Genomic DNA, 23541 nt, shown 5'->3' with positions numbered 1-23541 from the left:
GCTATGCCTCACTTAACGGCTGTACCTTAAGCATTTGATCTGCAACATTTTTGGCAAAAGTTAAATCGTGAGTGATGATTAGTTGAGTTAACCCAGATTTTTTTAAATTTAAAATCATTTTTTCTACTTCTTTACGCAAATTAGGGTCTAGCTCAGAAGTGGGCTCATCATAACACAAAATTCGCGGTTTCATAGCTAATGCACGTGCAATAGCTACTCGCTGCTTTTGTCCACCAGATAGTTCATATGGATATTGCTTTTCTCTACCTTTCATCTGTAACTTATCTAGCAACTCTTGGGCATTTTTTTCAGCTTCTGCTTTTGATTCTTTTAATACCATGGTCGGGGCTAAAGTAATATTTTGTAAGACATTTAAGTTAGGAAAAAGATTATAATCCTGGAAAACCACACCGACTTTGCCTGAATCGTAAGGTTTGCCATCAATTAATATTTCACCACTATCCTTTGTTTCAAGCCCAGCAATAATTCGCAAAAGTGTAGTCTTACCTGCACCAGATGGACCAACAATAGTCATAATTTCGCCATCTTTTAATGTGAACGAAATATCTCTTAAAATTGGTCGATTATTAAATTCTTTACATAAATTTTTTACTTCTAACATTTAATTCACCATCCTACTTGTAATAAGAAAAGTGCTTTTCAAGTTTTTTCATTACAAATGCACAAATACTGATTAGCAATAAATAAATTATCCCAACTAAAACAAGCGGTACTAGAGTTACATCTCTGGCCATAGCCACATTACCTGCTCTAAGAAGATCACCTAAACCGATCACATAAACTAAAGATGAATCCTTAATCAAGTTAATTACTTCGTTACCAATTGATGGCAAAACAATCTTAATTACCTGGGGAATAATAATCTTAGTCATTGTTTGGAAACGAGTTAAGCGCAAGACTTTAGCTGCCTCAAATTGTCCTTCATCAATTGATTGAAAACCACCACGAAAAATTTCAGCGAAATATGCTGCATAATTCAAAACAAAAGCAAACAATGCTGCTTGATATCTAGGAAAAACAATATGAATAATTGGTAAACCATAAAACACAAAAATTAATTGTAAAAGTAACGGCGTACCTCTCATAATCCAAACATAAAAATTAACTAACCACTTAAGCGGCTTGATTTTGCTCATTTCTCCGAGTGATACCAATATTCCTAATGGTGTTGCTAAGATTATTGTCAAAAAGAAAATACTCAAAGTCATACCAGCACCGCTAAATAAAGCCGGCAAAATTTCATTGATATAAGTTAAAGACATATTTCCACCTACATTTTCTTAATAAAAAAGCCCTCTTAGACTAGCTCTAAGAGGACGAACGGATCGTGTTTCCACCTCGTGTTTGTGCTTTGCTCACGCAACAGCACCTCACTAGGTTGATTATCTAAAAGAAAAAGCCCTCATAGTCAAACGACTACGAGGGCGAATGAAATCGCGATTCCACCTCATGTTTACAAGTTACTCACGTAACTTGCCTCAATAAGTTAATAATCAACCTTTAGCTATAACGGGCTAAGCCCGGGTTCTCCTACTTAATTCAGAGAATCAACTCACAGATGTGAATTCATATCGATGCATGTTTCATTTCCACCATCAGAAACTCTCTATTACTACAATCAATATTACTGCTTCTGTTCTAAGTTGTTTTTAATGTTGTTTAAAATCTTAAATGATAAAAACACTTTTGTCAATTATTTTTCTACGTAAGTAGCCGGATCAACATCGAGAAGTGGGCTCTTTTCACCGACATAAATTATATCTAACTTGTACATTGCACGAGATGTAACAGTGTAAACTAATTGCGTTTCATCAATCTGATGATAATTTTCTTTAGAAGCATCCCACATAACCACAGCGTCAAATTCTAATCCTTTTGCCAAGTATGATGGAATTATCAAAGTACCATCGACAAGACGTTGATTTGCAGTAGCAATTAACGTAGTTTTTTCGCCCTTTTTAGCAAGCTCTTTATGAACTTTTTTAGCGCTAGCTAAATCCTTGGTAATCACCGCAGTAGTTAATTTGTGTTCTTCGTTATCTTCTAAAACTTTCTTTAACACATTAATTGCTTTTTCTTCGCTATCTCTACCCCAAATAACAGGCTTTGGTCCTTTACGATTAAATGATTCAATCTTCTCGCCTTGACGCAAAATTTGCTTAGTAAAATCGGTCAATTCTTTGGTAGAACGATATGACTTAGTAAGTTGCACCACATCAGTTTTTTCTGGATCAAATAAGCCAGAAATCTGCTTAAGTAAACTACGACTTTCATCCTTAGTGAAAATAGCTTGGTTCAAATCCCCTAACATCGTAAATTTAGCTCTTGGGAAATTATACTTAAGGTAGGCTAATTGGAACGGGGTATAATCTTGAATTTCATCGACAAAGGCATAGCGCATTTCATAATTAGTTCTACGACCAGTTACCATGTCATAAAGATATAGATATGCAGAAACATCACTCATTGAAATACTGTGCTTTTTAAAATTATTCTTCACGTCTTCAACATGAGCAAGCCACTCGTCTACATCAATTCCCCACTTAGATAGATCAATCATCTTAGGTACAGCACGCAAAAAGCTAAGATATTGTGCACGCATATTAATAAAATTATTGTGCAAAATTCGCTTGTGAACGCCTTTCAATGATTGAAGTACAATCTTTCTACCCAAGAATGCTTCTTCTTTTGCTTCAGATTCAAATTCTTGGTCTGGACGATCATACAGTTCATTTAATTGTTCTTGGCTCATACCCTCAATCGTTCGTGATACCCAAGCTTTTTTAGTTTCTGGTGTCACCTTCCGGTTAAGCATCTTGATTAATTCTTCGCGTGTTGCTTCAATTCGATTAGCTAAAGTGTAGTTTGAATTAAATGAATAATAAATTTCCTTGATCTTTTCTTTATCAAAATAAGGTTTCTTTTTATCACGGAAGTAAATATTCTTGAAAACTACCCCACGCTGATTCAAATGCTTAGCATAACGTGTTAACAAGTTAAAGAAATTAACTGAATCCTTAAACTTGCTAATATTGGTGTCAGCTCTGTTATCTTCAAATTGATCGAATAAATTCTCGACAGTCATTCCAGGCAGTCTACGTGAAACAAATTGCCAGTAAGTCATCTGGACCATATTTTGTTCACCCATTTCAGGCAGAACATTTTTAATATAATCATTAAATAATTGGTTAGGGCTGAACATAATTACATCACTAGAAGTTAAATTACCACGATAGCGATATAGCAAGAACGCAATTCTTTGCAAAATTGCACTAGTCTTACCAGAACCAGCTGCACCTTGAACAAATAATAAATCAGCACTAGTATTTCTAATAATCTTGTTTTGTTCTTGTTGGATCGTTGTAACGATCGACTTCATTTGTGTACTAGATTTTTCTGATAAAACCTCTAATAACATTTGATCACCAATGGATTCATTAGTATCAAACATATTAACGATTTCACCGTTTTCGATCATAAATTGGCGTTTCTTGGTCATATCAACCGTAATTTCACCTTCGGGTGAATTATAAGAAACTTTACCTAATTTACCATCATAATAAATTGATGAAATTGGAGCACGCCAGTCATAAATTAAGAAATGATCATCTTTATCAGCAAAAGATCCTAAACCAATATAAATTGTTTCTGGCTTTTTTTCGCCTTGTTCTTGAAAATCGATTCGTGCAAAATAAGGCTTTTTTTCTAATCTTTCTACTGTGTCTAACTGCTTAGCAGAGTGTTGCCAAGCATGTTCACGTTCGCTTAATAATTGTTGCTGTTGGTGAATTGACAGCGCGGTTTCCATTGAAGTAGAGTAGCCATCATAATCAAGCTTAACATCGTCAAAGAAGTGTGAATTAAGCTCTCTTGCTTCACCTTCAGCTGATTTAATTGACTGTTTCAAATTTTTTTCTTGCTTCTTGATTTGTCCCATCACATTATCAAGGTACTTTTGTTCAAATTCTTTTTCTTTACTTTCGGTTTTGGCTGTAGCCATCTAAAATCACCTTTTCCATAAAAACTTGCATACTATTTTATCATAAATAGCGCTTTCATAATAGCGACGTGCTTATAGGCAAGATATAAGAAAAAATAGATGAAAATTTAACTTTTGAAAATTATAATTCTTTCAGTAATGGAGTTGAAAAAATATGAGAACATTTTTTAAATTCTGTAGAAACATTCTCTTGCTCACATTAATTGCTTTTGGTATTTGGAGCTATCAAAATGATCCTAATATTCAAATCGCTACGCAAGATTCTCTTTCTACACTGAATTACCGTATCAATCAATTATTAAAAAACGGCACGGTAACTTCATCTAGTAAAAAAAATCCAGAAGTAAAGACAGATACTGATAAAACCGCCAACGACTCTACTTCAGATTCTCGCGTTTGGTCAAAACCAGAAGCGAATGTCTACATAGATATTCATGATAATATGCAATTACGCTCCGCAACAATTGATGCCATGAATGCTTGGAATAGAACAGGTGCATTCACATTTAAGCAAATTGATAATAAAAAGAATGCCCAAATTATTGTTAACGTCGTTGATGATAGCGGGACAGACGCTGCAGGCGAAACTGCAACTACTTATAATCCTGCAACAGGCCATTTGTTAAAAGCTACCGTTCACTTAAATCGCTATTATTTACAAAATGAATGGTATGGCTACAGCAACAATAGAATTATCAATACCGCAGAACATGAACTAGGTCACGCAATTGGTTTAAATCACACTAACTCAGTTTCTGTTATGTATCCTAAGGGTTCAATCTACACGATTCAGCCACAAGATATTAAAAACTTGAAAAAGATTTATCACGAGAATTAACTTAAAACCTTACCTTTTTTCTTATAGAATAGAGGTAAGGTTTTTTGATGAGGTGAAAATTAATGAAACGAATTTACATTGTTCGTCATGGACAAACTTATATTAACCGTTATAACAAAATGCAAGGTTGGTGCGATACACCGTTAACTGAACCTGGAATTGAAGGAGCTGAACAAGCCGGAGAAGCTCTAAAAGAGGTTCCTTTTGATATTGCTTTATCTAGTGATTTAAAGCGTGCCAGTGATACCTGTGAAATCATTATGAAGCATAATGTTAATAAGGATGAGCTTCAACATATTGCCAGTCCATTTTTCAGAGAACAGTTTTATGGCTACTTCGAAGGATTAGATTCTGAAATGGCTTGGCGTATGATTGGTGGCAGCCACGGCTATGCAACTAGACAGGAATTATTTGCTCACGAAAGTATTGATACAATCAAGGATTGGATTAAAGAAGCTGATCCTTACCATGATGCTGAAAACGCAGAAGAATACTGGAACAGAATGGACCAAGGATTAAAGATGATTAGCGAACTTGATGGCGCAGAAAATATCTTGTTAGTTACTCACGGTTTTACAATTAGAAGTCTATGGTACCGCTATGGTGATAATATTCCTCTTGTACCAGGACCACAAAATGCATCTATTACTATCATGACAATGAGTGATAAAGGTGAAATCAAGATTCCTACTTGGAACAAAATGCATCTATAAGAAAAAAGCTTTCCGATCGGAAAGCTTTTTTTCTATTTATTTAAAACAATATTTTCGTAAAGTTTTACAGTCACAATATAGTAAATAAAGTAAAGGACAATGAAGATTAAGAATGGTAACCAAAAGCCCATATATGGATGTGGTAACAATGCTGTAAATAAGCGAAGACCAAATAATACATCCACTACTCCTAAAATACCAGGGATAAGGAATAATACACCAATTTCATTTCTAATTGACTTCTTAAGCACTGTTCTTCTAGTGCCAATCTTATAAAGCATCTCGTAACGCAGCTTGTCGCTGGCGGCGCCGCTTAATACTTTGAACATCAATGTTGAAGCGAGCATGGTGAGAAAGGCGATTCCGAGGAAAAAGCCCATAAATTCGAACCCACTGACAAATCCAAGTATCATTTGGTAGGAGAATGGTTTGGTCGATTGTAATGATTCTGCCATTTCTGGAGCAACCTTGAGTTGATTCTTCTCGATCTTCATCAAAGTCGGATAATCTTTGACAAAATTTTTTACGGTAATAAAAGTAATAAATTTCTTTTGCCCTTGAATACTATTTAATTTATCTGAAGAAACCAGCTTGATTGTCTTTTTGGCAGTATTAGTTTGCATCCCTAAAATCATAGCAGCATAGCTGTCTTTTTTAGTTAAATCGCTAACCTTAAGAGTAATTGGCTTGTATGTAGGGAAGTTATTGCCATTTTGCTTAAACTTAATGTCTTTTAATGGAGCTTTTTCAAATTCACTTCTATCAAAGTAAACGTCTTTTTTAGTTTCAACATAGTGATAAGTTGATTTAGTTTTAAGATCTAATTTAGCTACATTCTTCATAGTATCTGCAGTGTTTTTAACAATTGTAGCATCATAGTAAGTGCTATTTATTGCCTGCTCTTTTAATGAATTAAAGTTAAGACCAACAGTAATTGCACCAAGTGCCAATGCGAAAAGTAGTGAGATAACTGAAAGAATACGCGTGTAATCCCAGATTCTGAACTTTAATTGACCTAAAGTAAAGACGCGAATGCCGCAATATGCATAGTTCTTTCTTTTAAGTAAGAAATTAATAATGAGAGTGAATAATGAATTGAATGTGAAATATGTACCTGCCACAATAGTAATTAAAGCAGCTGGAATAATGAAGAAAATAGCACTTGCTGGCATACCCATAATGTAATAACCAGCAGCTAACAACGCAATACCTAAAATAGCCTCAGCTATTTTTAAACCATTTTTACGACTAATTTTAATTGGTTTTTGATTTTCGTGAAGAAGGTCAATCACCTTACTGCGGACAAGCTTATGAACATTTCTTAATGCTGCTAAGAAAAAGACAGCAATAAAGAAAATTAACGTCCAAATAATTGCAGCTGGTAAAATTACTTGAAAATGAGTAATTTTAAGACCAAGATTACTAATCAACAATTTTGAAATAAGGGCAGTTAAGCCAAAACCAATAAAAATTCCAAGTATTGTAGCAATAAGTCCAGTAAGTAGAGTTTCACAGAAGATTAATAAGCCTATTCTGGAACTTTTTGCTCCTAGCATCATGAACATTCCATAATCATGTTGCCGCATACTCAATAAAAATGAATTTGCATAAACCAAATAAATAAATGTAATAATTGCTAATAAGACGATCCCAAAGCCAAAGATAAAACTCAGGTATTGACCTGGTGCGTTAACATCCTTACTCATAAAACCTGGATTAATAGCTAAAGACAAGAACATGTAAAAAATCATGCTAGCTACAACCAATCCTGAAAATAGGACGGTATAGTCTTTTAGCCGGCTTTTAATCCCGGTTAAAGATAATTTCCAAATCATGATCTTCCTCCTATTCTTCAGTACCTAAGTGAGCAATTAATTCATGATAAAAGTCCGTTCTAGATTTATCCCCTTTAACCATTTGTTCACCAATTTTACCGTCTTTAATAAATAAAATTCGATTAGCAAAACTAGCGGAAAATGGATCGTGAGTAACCATCAAAGTAGTTACACCATCTCGCTTATTTAAGTTTTCCATTGTATTTAATAATTCTCTAGCACTCTTAGAATCAAGTGCACCAGTTGGTTCATCGGCCAAAAGCATTGCTGGCTCATGTACCAATGCACGAGCTGATGCAACACGCTGTTTTTGACCACCTGAAATTTCTGCTGGATACTTGCTTAGTATTTCTGCAATACTTAATTTTTCAGCAATCTTATCCACAAGTGGATTAATTCGATTAGTCGAAATACCGCGCAAACTAAGTGGTAAAGCAATGTTTTCACGATTGGTCAAATTTTCTAGTAAATTAAAATCTTGGAAAATAAAACCTATTTCTTTACTACGAAAATCTGCCATTTGATTAGCATTTAAATTACTAATATCTTTACCGTTAATACAGACTTGACCGGTTGTAGGCTTATCTAACGTTGAAAGAATGTTAAGCAATGTAGTTTTACCTGAACCAGATGCACCCATAATTGCGACAAATTCACCAGAAGCTACTTTAAAGTTAACGCCTTTCAAAGCTTGGTATTGTTTTTCACCTTTTTTACCGTAAGTTTTAGTGATGTTATCCACCATAAGAATTTCATTCATCGTTTGTTCCTCTTTCTGTCATCACGTTTTGTTTTACTGTATTATTTAATTAATACACTAATATGATAGGTTGTTTTTGTCAATCTGTTTTTAATAAAAAAAGGTTTTCCACTTTTTTAACAAGTGAAAAACCGCTATATATCAGCTTTAATTACTAGTTTTAATTTTTATTAATTTGCACTTTCCTAAAGTTTGAATTTGCTGTTTTTTATTTACGAAGTGTAATACAGCGTCTTGGTACAATAATTTTTCTTTCTTTTTACTTTTATCTTTATATTTTTTGACAAAGGTTACTTCGTAATTAACTTTACTGTAATTATGCTTTCCTGGTAGAACAGAAATTATTTTTACTTCTACACTATATTTCTTTAAATCCTTCTTCTTTTTCCATTTTTTAACCTGTTCAGCAATCTTCTTATAATCCGAATTTTCTTTTCCATTTTCAAATAACGTACTGTCTGGTTCTTTAAAATTATCATAAAGAAGTTTAGCAGCATCTTGAGCCTTTATTAAACCTGGCCAAATTGGATTAACAATATAGTCGCCTTCTACGTCTTGGTAAACATCTTTTTCATCGTTTCCTTGATAATTCGCATTAGCACTATCATAGTCAGCCACATCATCATCACTGCTACTAAATTCTGGACTAATTGATTGTGATAAATCTGTTACTTTTTCAGATTTGACTGTCTGGCCATCAACCTTCGTAGCAATATAAATCTCCATTCGCTTGGCAATTGGGTAGTTTTTAAAAGTATAATTACCATACTTATTAAGCTTACCTACTTTACGATCGTTAACATATATAATTCCGTTAGGTACACTGTGTACCTGGAAAGTAGCAGTCTTGATATTCATATTTACAGTCTTGTTTGACCAAATGTTAACAATTGAGTCAGCGTCGAGATTACGGCCATTTACTTTAGATTTAACTAAAACATGATAACGACCTGGAAAAACTAAGCCTAAATCTTGGTAGTAATTTTGGTTACCGCCTTCCATTTGTCCCAGATTTTTGCCATTAATGGTTAAACTTGAATTGGCATGATTAGTTTGAATTTGTGGGCGATAGCATTGAACCCATAATTTATATCTGGTAAAAAACAAAAAGTGTCTACCATCTTGCACCAACTTAATTTCACCATTATCACGATTATGGCGTAAATTATAATTAAGCTGTTTAGCTGCCTTAGTATGTTCTTTAAAATAACTCTGTAGCGGCTTTAAACTTTGGCTAGTTATATCCATATCTGGTGTCGATGCAACCACATTTTTAGACATATCCACCTTAGGATCTTGCAGATTATTTATAATACGACTAATTTGACGATCTTTCGTATAATAAAAATTACCCCAGCCAATAAATGCGCCTATTAAAACAATGATAATTCCTATAATCCAAATTTTTTTATTTTTCATCTTTATACCCTACTTGCAAATGCTCTTTACTTTAGATTAACAAGTTGAGCCAAAATAGCAAATATCTTTTTCGAATTGATCAGAGGCAATTATACATGGAAATTAATTTTGATTTTGTAAAAAATAGTTCATTTGCGGATTTGTATCCAGCAGCAAATAAAATTTATAAGTTATACACAATTGAAGATTATCGTGATGTCATTAGTAATTCACGACTACTACTTGAAGCAATCACCAAAAAATTTTTCTATTAGAAAATTTAGATCCATATTACCCGATTTCTGCAGGTGAATATCGAAATTTGCGTAATAATACGCATTATTTACGCTCTCATATCAATTATCCATTAAGTATCATGGACTTATTTGACGAGGTACGCCGGATGGGAAATGCAGCAATTCACGATGCACAAATTGAACCAGATAAAAAACAAGCCTGGCGCTGCATTTGCGATTTACATGATATCTTAGTTTTTTAATTAATAGCTATGATAATAAAAATTTATACTATATTAGGCCTGACATATCAATGGAAGCGCAAACCGATGAGCAACATTATTATAACCGCCAAAAAACGCAGTCACATATTAAGCTTCGTGATCATGTTACTTCTAAAAAGAAGACTACAAATATAAAAACCAAGCATAAAAAAACTAAATACTTCTCTTCTAATCAAGTAAATGAAGATACGACAGGAAAAGAAGCTAAAGAAGAAACAATTAACCACACTAACCTCTGGGATAAAATTACGCAATTTTGGCAAAAGAAAAAGCAAGGATAAACCTTACTTTTTCTATTCTTCAATTAAATTACTTGCTGTACGGAATTTTTGGAACCCTTTAACTACTTCAACTTGTCCAATTGAAAGTAACGCTAATGTTATTACAATTAGCCATTGTCCCATTGATAAACTAGTTAAGTAGAATATCTTTTGTAATGCTGGTGTAAAGAGAATTACCCCCATAAACAAAGCAGAAACAGCAAAGGAAACAAATAACCAAATATTCATACCGGTCGCTCTTTTCCAGATCGGATCAGTATTTGAATGCTGATTAAATGCTCTAAGCATTTGCGATAATGCTAAAACACTGAAAGCCATTGTTTGCCCTACTACATTGTTGCCAGTTATCATGCCAATAAAGTAGGCAGATAATGTCAGCATAGCGACAAATATTCCCTGGGTAATAACACGTCCAACAAGGTCTTTTTCAAATAAAGTGCCTGTTTTTACCGGCTTATGTTTCATAATATTTTTACTTGCTGGATCAACGCCCAATGCAAGTGCTGGTAATGTAGCAGTTGCTAAGTTTACCCATAAAATATGAACTGCAAGAAGCGGCGCATCCCAGTTAAATAATGTGGCAATAAACAAACTGGTAATTTCAGCAATATTTCCAACTAGTAAAAATTGAATTACTTTTTGAATATTACGATATACTCTGCGTCCTTCTTTAATCGCGTCTGCAATCGTAGTAAAGCTATCATCAAGTAAGATCATGTCAGCCACATCTTTAGCGACGTCAGTACCAGTCTTACCCATAGCAATACCGATATCCGCTGCCTTTAAAGCTGGCGAGTCATTTACACCATCACCAGTCATTGCAGTTACTTCACCGTTACGCTTCAAGATTTGAACGATACGCAATTTATCAGCAGGAGAAACACGGGCAAAAACCGTTGTATTTTTAATTGCTTTACCCAATTCTTCATCTGACATTTTAGCTAGCTCCGTCCCAGATATCGCTAAATCACCTTTTTGATAAATATTTAACTTTTTAGCAATTGCTAAAGCAGTTATCTTGTGATCACCTGTAATCATAATTGTACGGATACCAGCCTGACGACAAGTTTTAACGGAATCTGCAACTTCTGAACGCGGTGGATCAATCATTCCGCTTATTCCGATAAAGGTTAAATTATTTTCCAAATCGGCACCTTTTTTGGGAATCTCGGCAATAGTTTTTGTCGCGAAACCTAAAACACGTAAGGCATCTTTGGACATTTTATGAATCAAATTGCCAATTTGTTTACGGTCTGTTTCAGTAATTGATCGAATCCCTTGTTTGTCCATAATGTGACTACATAGCGGTAATAACTCATCCGCAGCGCCTTTGGTAAAGGCAATGTAGTTATCCTTTATTTTATGTACAGTCGTCATTCTCTTTCTTTCAGAATCAAACGGCTGCTCGAACAAACGTGGATATTTTTGCTTTAATCTTTCCTGGTCAAATCCCAACTTTCCAGCAAAAGGAATTAATGCTACTTCAGTAGGATCACCAATTTCCTGATCATTTTTAAGACTAGCATCGTTACAAAGTGCTCCAGCATATGCCATTGCTTGATAGCTATCATTTTTTATAATGTTTTTCACTTCAACAGTCTTAGTAAAATCATTTACTGCAACGTGTGTCACCGTCATTTTATTTAAAGTTAACGTTCCAGTTTTATCGGAACAAATCACAGTTGCACTACCTAAAGTTTCTACTGCTGGTAATTTTTTAATTAAGGCGTTGCGTTTAACCATTCGCTTAACACCTAATGCCATCACAATTGTAGCTGTAGCAGGCAACCCTTCCGGAATAATAGAAATCGCTAACGAAATTGCTACCAAGAATTGTGGCAACAATGGGCGCTGATAAATTGCACCTAAGGCAAATACAAGCACACAGATAATTAAACCGATAATCGTTAAAATTTTACCTACACTAGCAAGTTTGCGCTTAAGTGGCGTTTCAACTTCCGTTTGATCTTCTAACATATCAGCAATTGCACCCATTTCAGTATTCATACCTGTTGCAATTACTACACCTTGTCCTCGACCATACGTTACAATCGTAGAACTAAATGCCATGTTTTTCCGGTCACCTAAACTGCAATCCTCTTTCAAAATCACATTTGCATCTTTTTCACTTGGAACTGATTCTCCCGTTAAAGATGCTTCTTGAATTTTTAAATCTACTGATTCAATCAAGCGTAAATCTGCTGGTACCATATCACCATCATGTAAATTAACGATATCACCAATTACTATCTCTTTAGCAGGGATTACTTTTTCGCAACCTTGACGAATGACATGAGCCATTGGCGCACTCATATCACGTAAGGCTTCAAGTGAAGATTGAGCTTTTTTCTCTTGAGCAATACTAATAATTGTATTTAATACTACAATTAACGCAATTATGATCGCTTCTACATATTCACCAAAAATTGTTGAAAACAGGGATGCTCCTAATAAAATCATAATCATTGGATCACTAATTTGCTCTTTGAGCATCCGAAAAATAGTTTTAGTTGGTCTAGCTTGAAGTTCATTTAAGCCATCTTTTTGACGTATTCGAACCTCATCTTCGCTTAAACCAGATTTATTTGTTTCAGTATTTTCAAGCACCTGTTTTTTGTCTATACTCCAGGGGCTTAACCTGTGATTATCCATATCGGATATACCACTCCTTTCATAAAATAAAAAAATAGAGAACAGCCTACTTACATAAGCCATTCCCCATTTGAGAAACTTGTTCAGTTTTCATTTGTGTATTGGCAGCGTCATAGGCGCTTCTCAATATATTGATTATCTAATATAATAGCGCATTAGTGACATAGTGTCAATTATACTAATTGAGGTTTATCAACTTCAATTTCTTCTCTACCAATACTAATGGCCTTCTCAGCGGAAGCGTCCAAAGAAACATTAATCAATTTTCGGCTAAGCTCCAGAACCATTGGTAAGTTAACACCACTAACTACACGAACTCTTTCCGGATTAGCTTTTTCATATTCTTTGGCAACTAAGTGAGGTGTGCCATTCTTTAAGTCGGTCAAAATTAATACACGACCTGGCTCATATCTTTTCATTATTTCAGCAAAACGTTCACGGAAATTTCTGATTCCTCTATCATCAAGCTCAATTGTAGCAATTTGATCATTTTTACCCGCAAGCATATCATGTGCAGAAAGTAAACCTGATGCCAAACCTTCATGAGTTGCAATTAAAAGTTCCATAATGTATTACCTCTCTATATTTAAATGTAAGCGATTTCTATACTGATATTTTAACATATTAGTTGTCCGAAAACTTATTTAGATTATCTTCATTAAGCTAGCTATCATAATTTTTTCAATCAAAAAAAGCACATAAAAGTGCTTTTCTTTAACCTAATTTTTCGATATTTTCTAATAAGCTTTGTTGTTCTGGGGTTAAACGATTCTCTTTTTTACGTAATTCCAAAACTTTACGACAAGTATGCAAAATTTCCTTACCTTTAGTGGCAACGTCGCTACCATTCATATCTGGAGTTACATTGCTTAATAAGTTGTCCATATCTTCAGCAGTTACTGCAAATACGTCATTTTGGCCACCATGTTCAAACGGCATACGATTGAGCATTTCCTCAATCATTTGCAAGGTATTTCTTACTTCTTCAAAATTATCCAATTTATTCACATCCATTCTTAAAAACCTAGTTTAATTATAATTAATTATTTTTATCTGCACAAAAAAACAACCATTTTTATGGTTGCTCCGTTTTATTTTCTAATAATTGCGCTGGAAAACGTATTTGTATTTGACTCAATTAATTGGTGTGAATTATTAATAAAAAGAGAAATACCGACACCGATTGCTGCAATAGTAATCCAGACTTTTTCTAAAATAGCACTTTTCATATATAAAGCACACTCCTTTATCACTTATTATACGCGAAGTGCGCCATTATAGTAATGATCACGCTTTCACTTAATAGAATTGTAAGATTCTTTAAGCTTATTTAAGAGTTACTTCTCCCGCAACATTCGTGTTAAAAAATTCTGTTATTTCATGAACATCCATGCCTTGCCCCAATGCCCACATTAACTTAGTAATCGCACTTTCAGATGTCATATCGCACGCACTGATAGCGCCTTTAAGTAACGCTTCACGACCTACTTCATACTTAGTCAAATCACTACGTTCATATAAACATTGACTGCTGGCAACTACTGGAATGCCTTGTCGAATCAATTTACCGATTGCTGCAACCATGTTACGACGAATAAAGTTCATTCCGCCAAGTCCATAAGCTTCAATAACAATTCCACGACACCCACTATCGACCATCGCAAATAACAAATTTGGATCAAATCCAGGGAACAATTTTACTAGTGAAACATGTGAATCAATATTCGTATTTAGTTCTGGGGCACCATCATGTTTCTTTTGAAAGCTTTCTTTATTAAAGACAAGTCCATCTGAAGAAACAGTCGCAACAGGTGGCACATTAACACTTTCAAATGCATCAAAGTTAGTTGTACGCACCTTAACTGACCGACAACCCAACATTACTTTATTGTGGAAAGCTAAATAAATATCCGGTGGACAAGTTGCAGCTGCTGCAAAAGCAAGACGCAAATTATCGTGTGCGTCACTTAAAACCACATTGATTGGCACCTGACTACCTGTAAGTACAACCGGAATATTAATATTTTTAAGCATAAACGCTAGCATTGAAGCTGTATATGCCATTGTATCTGTACCGTGTGAAACTACTATACCATCATAATCATTACGATAATTATAAATATTCTGTGCGATAAACTTCCACTCTTCTGGTTGAATATTAGACGAATCTAACTGCAAAATATCGCGTACCTGAATATCATATGGTAATTTACCTAGCATTTTAATTAATTCTTCGCCAGTTTCTTTAGGTACTAGCCCCGCATCTGAGGCAACAGATGCAATAGTACCTCCTGTTGACAATAATAATAATTTCTTCATACTATTTCCCTACTTCTTAGAATTACAATGTTTGCCATATTCATTAATTATCAAGTCAATTAACACATATGCAGAACTAAACGTCACTGCATTCTGATTGCTAATTTGAAATGGTGTAGTTTTAAAGAAAAAACTGTAATCACTTAATGAGGCAATTTTACCTGGCTGCCAACTAGTTAATGAAACAAATTTCAATTTATCAGTGACTGTATCAATCTTTTTTAGCTCTTCAATGATTGTCTTATTGAACCCACCAAAAGAAATAACAAATAACATATCATTTTCTTCAATTGATCTACCTAACATTGCTACTTCATCCTTGGCACTTGGAAGTATAATTGCTTTTTTGCCAATTAAGAAAAATGAATGTGCTAAATATTCTGCAATTATCTGTTGTTGCCAACCAGTTGAATAAATATAAATGGTTTCAGCGTTATCCAAATCTATGAATAAATCATGGAAATTAGCATCTTTAAAATACTTAAATGTTTCATCAATTATTTGGTGTAAATTATTGTTGAAATCTAATTCTTGTACATATTTTTTATTTTGTACTTTTTTATTAGTTAACTCAGTTAATTCAAACTTTAACTCACTGAAACCACTTAGCCCTAGTTTTTTACTTAAACGAAAAATAGCGGACTTAGAAACATACAGTTTCTGTGCTAATTCCATCAAGCTTAACTTACTAGCATCTTCAGGATACTTCAGTAAATAGCTGACAATCGCTTTATCAGTTTCATTCAAGCTCTCTTTTTTCTTCATGACTGCTGTTTCTAAATCCATCTGCATCCCCCTTATTTTTTCTAACTACATCAAGAATATCATGGGCAATGAAAAAAGGATAGCTTGTTAATAGCTATCCTTCAGGGGAGTTAATAGTAAGTATTATTTCAATTCTGGCCAATATGGTGCATTAACTGGAATCATATCGTCTAAAATCTTCTTAGCAACTGAAGCATCTGGAATTGTCTTGTTCAAAGCAAAGGCTTGAAGCATCTTGTTATAAGAATGTTCAACGTAGGCATCAACAACTAACTTTTCACAGGTTTGTTGTTCCATCATCAAGCCTCTTTGGAATCTTCCAGCCATACCAGTTGCCATTGGTTGAATACCATCTGCACCAAACAATGCTGGAACTTCAACAATTGAATCTGGATCCATATTGGCAATAGCGCCATCGTTAGCACAGTTTGCCAAGAATTTTTCATGGGTATTAAAAGCAATGGCATGAATAATATCTACAATATATTCTGAGTGCAATCCTGAAATATCCCAAATATTATCCTTAGCAGTACCAGCTTCAACAATACGTTCACATTCACCAAAAACAATCTTTTGACGATGTTCAAGAATTTCATCAGTACGAGTATGGTTTGGATCTGCATTTGCTACTTCATATTGTGGGAAGTAGTAGTATTGCATATAGTTATTCGGTAAAGTTTCAGGTTCAAGCTTATATTCATCTGCTACCTTCTTAAAAGTTGCTTCCCATGATGGTTCAGTGTCTTTATCATAATCGCCACCTACCCAGTAGCCATGTTCTCTGACGTACTCCTTAAGCTTAGGCATCAAATCTTCGCCGGTCTTCTTATTTCTTACTTCTTTCCACCAGCCAAAGTGATTCAAACCATAGTAGTTGAAGTCAATATCATGCCAGCTATTTAATCCACAAATAGCTGCCATTCTGTCCATATCATCAATAGGCATATCACAGATGTTAATAACTTTTGCACCTGGACGAAGACGACGACAAGCTTCAGCAACAATTGCAATTGTATTGGAGTAGTTAATCATCCAAGCATTTGGTGAGTATTCTTGCATCCAATCAATAATTTGAAGAATTGCAGGAATCGAACGAAGACCATATGCCATTCCTCCGGGTCCGGTAGTTTCTTGACCATTTACACCATATTTTAATGGAATCTTTTCATCCAAACTTCTCATGTGATACTTACCAACACGAATTGACCCCATTACGAAATCAACATCTGTAAAGGCTTCTCTTGGATCAGTAGTATATGAGAATTTAATTTGTGGAGCTCTTTCCTTCATAATGATTTTAACAGCTTCACCGATCTTCTTTTGACGTTCTGCATCATTATCATAGAACTTCAATTCTCTCATTGGGAACTTGTCTTGACTCTTGATCAAATCAAGAACGAATCCTGGTGTAAAAGTACTACCACCACCGGCAATAACTACTGAGTATTTCTTATCATTCATCTTCCATATCTCCTTTGATAAGTTTTTATCTCAAAATCTGTTTCATTTACCTTACGGCTATATTTATACCATCATTTTCTGTAAATGTATTCGCTTTCACACGTTTAAAACTTTGTTTCGCAGGTTGGAACGCGTTTCAAGCCATGAAATATATTTTGATTGCTTTAAACAGTAGTTACATTAAGTAGTTTTATTAATTTTTGCATTGATGTTTAACCTGAATTAAACATACCTGTTTCAAAAATTACATAGCTTTTATTAAAATAGTTTTTATATATTTATTCTTCTATTTTAAACACTATACACATATACTTAAAAAATAAAATAATCCACCTTATTTATTGAATTAAAGGCGTTTTCATATTGTATAGATTATCCAATTGAAATATAACATAAGTTATAAATATATATTTTATTATATAATTTCAACTTTTAATCAAAAAAATAAATTATTTATTTATACGTATAGATTATTCCTGTCTATTAGCTAATAGCGCCACATCAACTTTTTGACTTACATTTTTCAAGTACATTATCTAGTCACTATTGTTATTAAATAAATGGATGTCTAGACATAAATTTTATTCCTGTTAATCTATCATTTGAAGAGACTTATAGCGACTCTTAAAGGACTGACTACCCTTTAAGAAATAGAGTTTTATACATTGGGACTTAAATAAAATTTTTTATAATCATAGGGGATTAGGAATAATGAAACGCAATATAAAACTTTTATCGACTATTAGTGTTGCTGCAGCTTTAGCAGGTAGTGCTATTTTTGTTATGAATAATAATCAAGAAGACAATTCAACAGTTCAAGCTGCATCAATTACATTGCCTTCTGGCTATACTAAAAATGCTGTTATTAAATGGAATCAAACTGGTAAAGCAAGTAAAGCCTTAATTAATGCCTCAAAAAAGGGCATGATGGAAAACACTAATAGCGATGCAGGTTCTGACAATACTCTAGTTAATGTTACTAAGTTGACTAATAGTCAAAAAGTTGAGTTGAGCAAATATACTTTAAGTTTAATCAATTCTGCTCGTAGCCAACTTGGCAAAAAACCTTGGACATATAGAAGTGGCGCTTTACGTTTTGCAGATCGTGTTGCCAATCAGTACTATACACATAACAAGTCATGTTGGGATCCTGATCATTATGTAGCTGGTATTTTACGGGCTGCTAAAGCTTCAGGTCTTAATTCAAATGCAGGTCAAGTATATGAAGATGAAGCAGGCTTACCTATTTCATCACAATATGGCTCAAATCTTCGTACTATGTCAGTTTTAAAGAATCAAATTTACTTTAATGTAAAACAAATGCTTTTCGGTGGTTTTGCCGGTAGCGATAGTCAAATGAATGATTCTTCAAGATATACTGAATGGGAACACGCCGGTGATTTACTTGGTTGTCGTACAAAGAATTATGATGCCAAGACTAAATACTTTGGTGTAAGTTTTAGTGGATTAAAAGATGATCAAAGTAAGATTAGTGTTCACATGATTGGTGTTGCAAAACGTTATATTCAAAACTACAAAAAATTTAACCACTAATTTGACTTGTAGTTTATAACTTTTAATACAGTTCCTAATCTCAAAAGTGCAAATAGTTCAGTCATCTGTTTACACTTTTTTAATTTGTCAAATATAAACAAAAAAGCAAAAGTGTCTTTATTTTTCAGACATTTTTGCTTTTTTGTATTCTATATTAGACAAGATTTATAACTAGGCTTTTCATAATAAAAATCAATTTCTACTATTTTTTTGTAATAAATCTAATAATATCAATGATTAGGGAACCTTTTTTAGAAAAATAATGTAATCCTATCATTTAACTTTCTACTTTTAAAAAAATTTTTTTAATCAATTGAATTGCTTGTAAGGGCTTTACTCATGCTTACATTGTGCTATAAACCAATTGTTATCGCTGGTGGCTATTGCTATATTCATTCATAATTGGTATATTTTTATAAAAATTATCGTTTAACATATTTTATAAATAGAAAGCGATAGCGAAAGGGAGGAATTAGAGTTGAAAATTAGACTAGCTCGCACTATTTTAAGAGAGGAACTAGCCCAAAATTCAATCAATAAGTATTCAGTTAAGCAATACTGTCAAGCTAGTGGAGTAGGTCGTGCTAGCTTTTATAGCACTTATAATGGTATGCCGGATTTATTTTGCAATACCTTACAATTTGAGATTCGCAAGCATTTTCAAAATTACAGTGATTGCAATTCAAGGAAATTAGTATATGCATTACTAAAAGAAATCGGTGACCACCGCATTTATTATACAAATATCTATCGTTTGACCAACAAAAACACTAGTAAGATACATATTTGTCATCAGATCAATCATGCATTTTTTACTGAAATGCAAAAGCATCTTCAAAATAGTAACTGTTCTAATAAACAAATCCAAAGCATGACTAATATTATTTTTTCACGTGTAGTTAGTTGGGTTGCCCATAACTGTAAAGAAAAAGTATTGGATGTGTATGTAGACTTAGAATATGTCTTACCATCAAACTAAAAAAAGGCGTAGTTAAACTACGTCTTTTTATAGCTGCTTAACCATATGATCATAGCTTCGATCACCAATAGTCATTGTTTTTTCTACTCGATAACCTTTGTGGAGATATAAAGCCTGAGCACGTGGATTTTCTTTATCTACATTTAAACTAATAATTTTATAGCCTCGGTTTCGGCCAATTTCTTCTGCCTCATCCATTAATTGACTAGCATATCCCTCACCCCAATGATCAGGATGCACAGCTAAAGCATCAATATACCATTCATCTGGCCAAGCTTCTTGATCGTCAAAAATCACAGTAGAAATTGGTAAGCCAGCTTTAGCATAATTATGTCTCAATACTATATCAATAATTTTCTGATCATCATAAGAATACATATCTAAAATACCCGTTACTTGACCATCCACCTCAGATACCCAAATTCGGCGATATGAATAACGGTAATAATCAGAAATGAATCCTAGTTTCATCAAATTATAAAATTGATCTTCCGGTAGTGTTTCAATCGATTTCATCTGCATTTCTTCAAAAATTTGTTTAAGAATAGGATATACAAACGGAAAATCTGTTTTTCTTGCTTTTCTAATCATTTTTATCTGGTTGTACCTCTATATTTTTTATTTTCTTAAATTAATATACCATAATTAAACAGGACCCAATACTCATTGTATTAGGTCCTGTTCTTATGTGAGACAACTGTAAGCTCACTCAAAAATAGATTTAGAAATAAATATTAAAATTAAGCGATTGATACCCAGCCTTGATTTGCCAACATATCAGTCATAGCTTCTGCTGTAAAAGTGTGCTTACCAAATTTAACTTCATTTGCATCATTTAAAATCATTTCAGTGTTGTTCATAATTGTTACCTCACATTCAACTCATAACTCTCTTCACAGACTATAATAACACGTGTTATTTAAACTGCAAGTGTTTTGCTTATAAAAATAAAAATAATTTTCTATTTTCTTCTTCCAAGCTTATTTCACTACATTTATCGTCACTGTAAATCTGATGATAAAATTTTTTATTAAATATATTTGGTGTTATTTTTATTATTATCGCTTTTAATTTTGTGCGGAAAAGCAATAAAGGATTACATAAATTTATATATCGCTCAATATGGGATTAAATAAATAAAAAGACCTAATGTATATTACATCACGTCCTTTTCTCTATTTATTGGAGACTATTCTAGATAATTATTTATCAGCAATATGTATTAATCGTTTGAAACCCAACCTTGATCTGCCAAAATATCAGCCATGGTCTTAGCAGTAAAAGTATGCTTACCAAACTTTACTTCTTGCTTTACTTCAACATCGTTTAAGATCATTTCTGCGTTCATCATAATACATCTACCTCACATTCAACTTGTATCTCTTATTACTCTCTTCATCAACTATAATAACATATGTTATTTAAAATACAAGTGTTATTTTTAAATAATATTTAAAAGCCTTTTTTCTTAAATTAAACGTTATCTATAATTTTCGTAATTCAAAAAATCCTAATATATTTTATAGAATTTCAACAAACTCATAATACTTTATTTTTTTAATTTCGCTCACATATATACTGGACATCAAAAGCAAAAATATTTACTATACAAGACCATATAATAATAAGGGAGAATATAATTTTTTCAATTATATCTTTTATTAAATTTATATAAGATTGTTATTTTATTGAGTATTTTAAGCTAGCAATAAGTTGGTACCTAGCCTAATATTATTGTTTTAAATGTACTTTGGTGCTATGCTCTTCGTGTAAGCGCTTATGTTATTAATTACAATTTTTTTAGAAGATCAAATTCTTCTAAGGAGCACAGAAAATGGATAACTCAGAAGAAAAAAAGCTGGAAGCTTTGGGAGCATTCGAAATTAGTAGAAAAATGCTTGCACTTGCTCAAAAAAATGAGAAAAGTAATATTTTCTTAAATGCTGGACGTGGTAATCCTAACTGGATTCAAACTTTAGCACGTCTTGCTTTTGTAAGATTAGTTCAGTTTGGAGTAACTGAATCCAAACTTACTATTAATAACGGCATTATGGCTGGTTATATCAATACTGATGGCATTCGAGAAAGATTATTTGCATTTTTGGATCCTGATAAAAATGACGAAGATAAATTCTTAATTGATGCCGTAAATTATTGTCATACAGAATTAGGTCTCAATCGCGACAAAGTCGTCGCAGAATGGGTAAATGGTGCTGTCGCAAATAATTATCCTGTTCCTGACAGATGTTTAGTTAACACCGAAAAGATAATAAATTATTTCTTACAAGAATTATCATATAAAGATGCTAATTTAGCTGAGCAAACAGATCTTTTCCCTACTGAAGGTGGTACCGCAGCAATCGTCTATGCCTTCCACTCATTAGCAGAAAATCATTTACTCAAAAAAGGTGACAAAATTGCTATTAATGAGCCTATTTTCACCCCATATTTACGAATTCCTGAATTGAAAGATTATGAACTCGTAGAAGTAGATCTCCATTCCTATGAAAAAAATGATTGGGAAATTGAACCAAATGAAATAGAGAAATTAAAAGATCCTTCAATTAAAGCTTTAATAGTTGTAAATCCTACTAATCCAACTTCTAAAGAATTCGATACTAATGCCTTAAACGCTATTAAGCAAGCAGTAGAAAAGAATCCTAAATTAATGATTATTAGTGACGAAGTATATGGAGCATTTGTGCCAAACTTTAAGAGTATCTATAGCGTAGTTCCATATAACACCATGTTAGTTTACTCATATTCAAAATTATTTGGATGTACCGGATGGCGTTTAGGTGTTATCGCTTTAAACGAGAAAAATGTATTCGATGATAATATTGCTCACCTAGATAAAGTTGAATTACGGCAATTGCATAAACGTTACAGTTCAGTAGTTCTAGATCCCGATAAAATGAAATTTATTGATCGTTTATGTGCTGACAGTAGATCAATCGGTCTTTATCACACAGCCGGTTTATCTACACCACAACAAATCATGGAAGCTTTATTCTCCATGACTCACTTGTTAACTTCTACTAATGGCGGCAGCGATGATCCTTATATTGATATTGCTAGAAAATTAGTTTCAGAAAGATATGATCAATTACACGATGCAATGCAAGCACCTAAAGATGAAACTGATACTAATACTCACTATTATTCATTAATTGATATTTATCGCTTAGCAGAAAAAATTTATGGTAAAGAATTTAGAGATTATTTAACTAATAACTTTGAACAAGTTGACTTCTTACTAAAGCTTGCTGAAAAGAACGGCGTTGTTTTAGTAGATGGCGTCGGTTTCGGTGCTAAACCAGGTGAATTAAGAGTATCACAAGCCAATTTGCCTACAGAAGACTATGCTTTAATCGGAAAACAAGTCTTAGAGTTATTGAAAGAATATTACGAAGAATTCAAACAAAATAACTAAGGAGCTGATTGA

19 protein-coding genes, 1 pseudogene and 1 other annotated feature are annotated in these 23541 nt (G+C 33.3%); of the genes and pseudogenes, 6 read left to right on the top strand and 14 right to left on the bottom strand.

Annotated elements, in window-relative coordinates:
- Position 1: 1 nt before the first annotated feature.
- The 3 genes from SO785_RS00575 to helD all read right to left on the bottom strand — a co-directional run bounded on the left by SO785_RS00575 (position 2) and on the right by helD (position 4021).
- Positions 2 to 622, bottom strand: a complete 621-nt coding sequence (locus SO785_RS00575) for an amino acid ABC transporter ATP-binding protein (RefSeq protein WP_011254538.1) — start codon at positions 620 to 622, stop codon at positions 2 to 4.
- Between the two features lie 13 nt (positions 623 to 635).
- Positions 636 to 1283 carry an amino acid ABC transporter permease gene (locus SO785_RS00570; RefSeq protein ID WP_003549992.1) on the bottom strand — a complete coding sequence of 216 codons (648 nt, stop codon included), beginning with the start codon at positions 1281 to 1283 and terminating at the stop codon, positions 636 to 638.
- A 155-nt stretch (positions 1284 to 1438) separates the two neighbouring features.
- Positions 1439 to 1671: a binding site (T-box leader), on the bottom strand.
- Positions 1672 to 1714: 43 nt separating this feature from the next.
- Complete coding sequence (gene helD, locus SO785_RS00565; RefSeq protein WP_021873967.1) at positions 1715 to 4021, bottom strand: RNA polymerase recycling motor HelD; 2307 nt, start codon at positions 4019 to 4021, stop codon at positions 1715 to 1717.
- 154 nt (positions 4022 to 4175) lie between these two features.
- On the opposite strand from helD, the gene SO785_RS00560 reads away from it, so the two are divergent.
- Complete coding sequence (locus SO785_RS00560; RefSeq protein WP_003549990.1) at positions 4176 to 4859, top strand: matrixin family metalloprotease; 684 nt, start codon at positions 4176 to 4178, stop codon at positions 4857 to 4859.
- A gap of 62 nt (positions 4860 to 4921) precedes the next feature.
- A complete protein-coding gene (locus SO785_RS00555) occupies positions 4922 to 5572 on the top strand; it encodes a histidine phosphatase family protein (protein WP_003549989.1) in 651 nt (216 codons plus the stop codon).
- A 32-nt stretch (positions 5573 to 5604) separates the two neighbouring features.
- Here the strand turns inward: SO785_RS00555 and SO785_RS00550 are convergent, their stop codons facing one another.
- From SO785_RS00550 to SO785_RS00540, 3 genes are all read right to left on the bottom strand, one after another.
- A complete protein-coding gene (locus tag SO785_RS00550) occupies positions 5605 to 7407 on the bottom strand; it encodes an FtsX-like permease family protein (RefSeq protein ID WP_003549988.1) in 1803 nt (600 codons plus the stop codon).
- A 10-nt stretch (positions 7408 to 7417) separates the two neighbouring features.
- Positions 7418 to 8167: an ABC transporter ATP-binding protein gene (locus SO785_RS00545; protein ID WP_003549987.1), complete on the bottom strand. Its 750-nt coding sequence runs from the start codon at positions 8165 to 8167 to the stop codon at positions 7418 to 7420.
- Positions 8168 to 8314: 147 nt separating this feature from the next.
- Positions 8315 to 9586: a TcaA 3rd/4th domain-containing protein gene (locus SO785_RS00540; RefSeq protein WP_003549986.1), complete on the bottom strand. Its 1272-nt coding sequence runs from the start codon at positions 9584 to 9586 to the stop codon at positions 8315 to 8317.
- A gap of 95 nt (positions 9587 to 9681) precedes the next feature.
- On the opposite strand from SO785_RS00540, the pseudogene SO785_RS00535 reads away from it, so the two are divergent.
- A pseudogene (locus tag SO785_RS00535) lies at positions 9682 to 10366 on the top strand (hypothetical protein).
- A 12-nt stretch (positions 10367 to 10378) separates the two neighbouring features.
- On the opposite strand, the gene SO785_RS00530 reads toward SO785_RS00535, so the two are convergent.
- The 6 genes from SO785_RS00530 to SO785_RS00505 form a co-directional block, all read right to left on the bottom strand.
- The gene (locus SO785_RS00530) at positions 10379 to 13018 is read right to left on the bottom strand and encodes a calcium-translocating P-type ATPase, PMCA-type (protein WP_011254541.1); all 2640 of its coding nucleotides are present in this window, start codon (positions 13016 to 13018) and stop codon (positions 10379 to 10381) included.
- A gap of 173 nt (positions 13019 to 13191) precedes the next feature.
- Positions 13192 to 13584, bottom strand: coding sequence for a PTS sugar transporter subunit IIA (locus SO785_RS00525; RefSeq protein ID WP_003549981.1), 393 nt, complete (start codon positions 13582 to 13584; stop codon positions 13192 to 13194).
- A 148-nt stretch (positions 13585 to 13732) separates the two neighbouring features.
- A complete protein-coding gene (locus SO785_RS00520) occupies positions 13733 to 14032 on the bottom strand; it encodes a hypothetical protein (RefSeq protein ID WP_003549979.1) in 300 nt (99 codons plus the stop codon).
- Positions 14033 to 14344: 312 nt separating this feature from the next.
- Complete coding sequence (locus SO785_RS00515) at positions 14345 to 15337, bottom strand: asparaginase (RefSeq protein ID WP_003549977.1); 993 nt, start codon at positions 15335 to 15337, stop codon at positions 14345 to 14347.
- Between the two features lie 9 nt (positions 15338 to 15346).
- Positions 15347 to 16123 (bottom strand): MurR/RpiR family transcriptional regulator, encoded by a 777-nt coding sequence (locus tag SO785_RS00510; protein WP_015613407.1) that lies wholly within the window; start codon positions 16121 to 16123, stop codon positions 15347 to 15349.
- Positions 16124 to 16225: 102 nt separating this feature from the next.
- Positions 16226 to 17563 carry a maltose-6'-phosphate glucosidase gene (locus SO785_RS00505; protein WP_003549970.1) on the bottom strand — a complete coding sequence of 446 codons (1338 nt, stop codon included), beginning with the start codon at positions 17561 to 17563 and terminating at the stop codon, positions 16226 to 16228.
- A 711-nt stretch (positions 17564 to 18274) separates the two neighbouring features.
- Here SO785_RS00505 and SO785_RS00500 point away from each other — a divergent pair.
- Together SO785_RS00500 and SO785_RS00495 are read left to right on the top strand one after the other, a co-directional pair.
- A complete protein-coding gene (locus tag SO785_RS00500) occupies positions 18275 to 19117 on the top strand; it encodes an SEC10/PgrA surface exclusion domain-containing protein (protein WP_003549962.1) in 843 nt (280 codons plus the stop codon).
- A 478-nt stretch (positions 19118 to 19595) separates the two neighbouring features.
- Positions 19596 to 20096, top strand: coding sequence for a transcriptional regulator (locus tag SO785_RS00495; RefSeq protein WP_003549961.1), 501 nt, complete (start codon positions 19596 to 19598; stop codon positions 20094 to 20096).
- Positions 20097 to 20123: 27 nt separating this feature from the next.
- Here the strand turns inward: SO785_RS00495 and SO785_RS00490 are convergent, their stop codons facing one another.
- Together SO785_RS00490 and SO785_RS00485 are read right to left on the bottom strand one after the other, a co-directional pair.
- On the bottom strand, positions 20124 to 20687 hold the full coding sequence (locus tag SO785_RS00490; protein WP_011254542.1) for a GNAT family N-acetyltransferase: 564 nt from the start codon (positions 20685 to 20687) through the stop codon (positions 20124 to 20126).
- Between the two features lie 631 nt (positions 20688 to 21318).
- Positions 21319 to 21447: a hypothetical protein gene (locus tag SO785_RS00485; RefSeq protein WP_003549955.1), complete on the bottom strand. Its 129-nt coding sequence runs from the start codon at positions 21445 to 21447 to the stop codon at positions 21319 to 21321.
- Between the two features lie 483 nt (positions 21448 to 21930).
- Here SO785_RS00485 and SO785_RS00480 point away from each other — a divergent pair, with 483 nt between their 5' ends.
- Positions 21931 to 23529: a bifunctional aspartate transaminase/aspartate 4-decarboxylase gene (locus tag SO785_RS00480; RefSeq protein WP_003549954.1), complete on the top strand. Its 1599-nt coding sequence runs from the start codon at positions 21931 to 21933 to the stop codon at positions 23527 to 23529.
- Positions 23530 to 23541: the final 12 nt, after the last annotated feature.

Source organism: Lactobacillus acidophilus (assembly GCF_034298135.1).
GTDB lineage: Bacteria > Bacillota > Bacilli > Lactobacillales > Lactobacillaceae > Lactobacillus > Lactobacillus acidophilus.
This window is presented reverse-complemented; position numbering and strand designations above follow the sequence as displayed.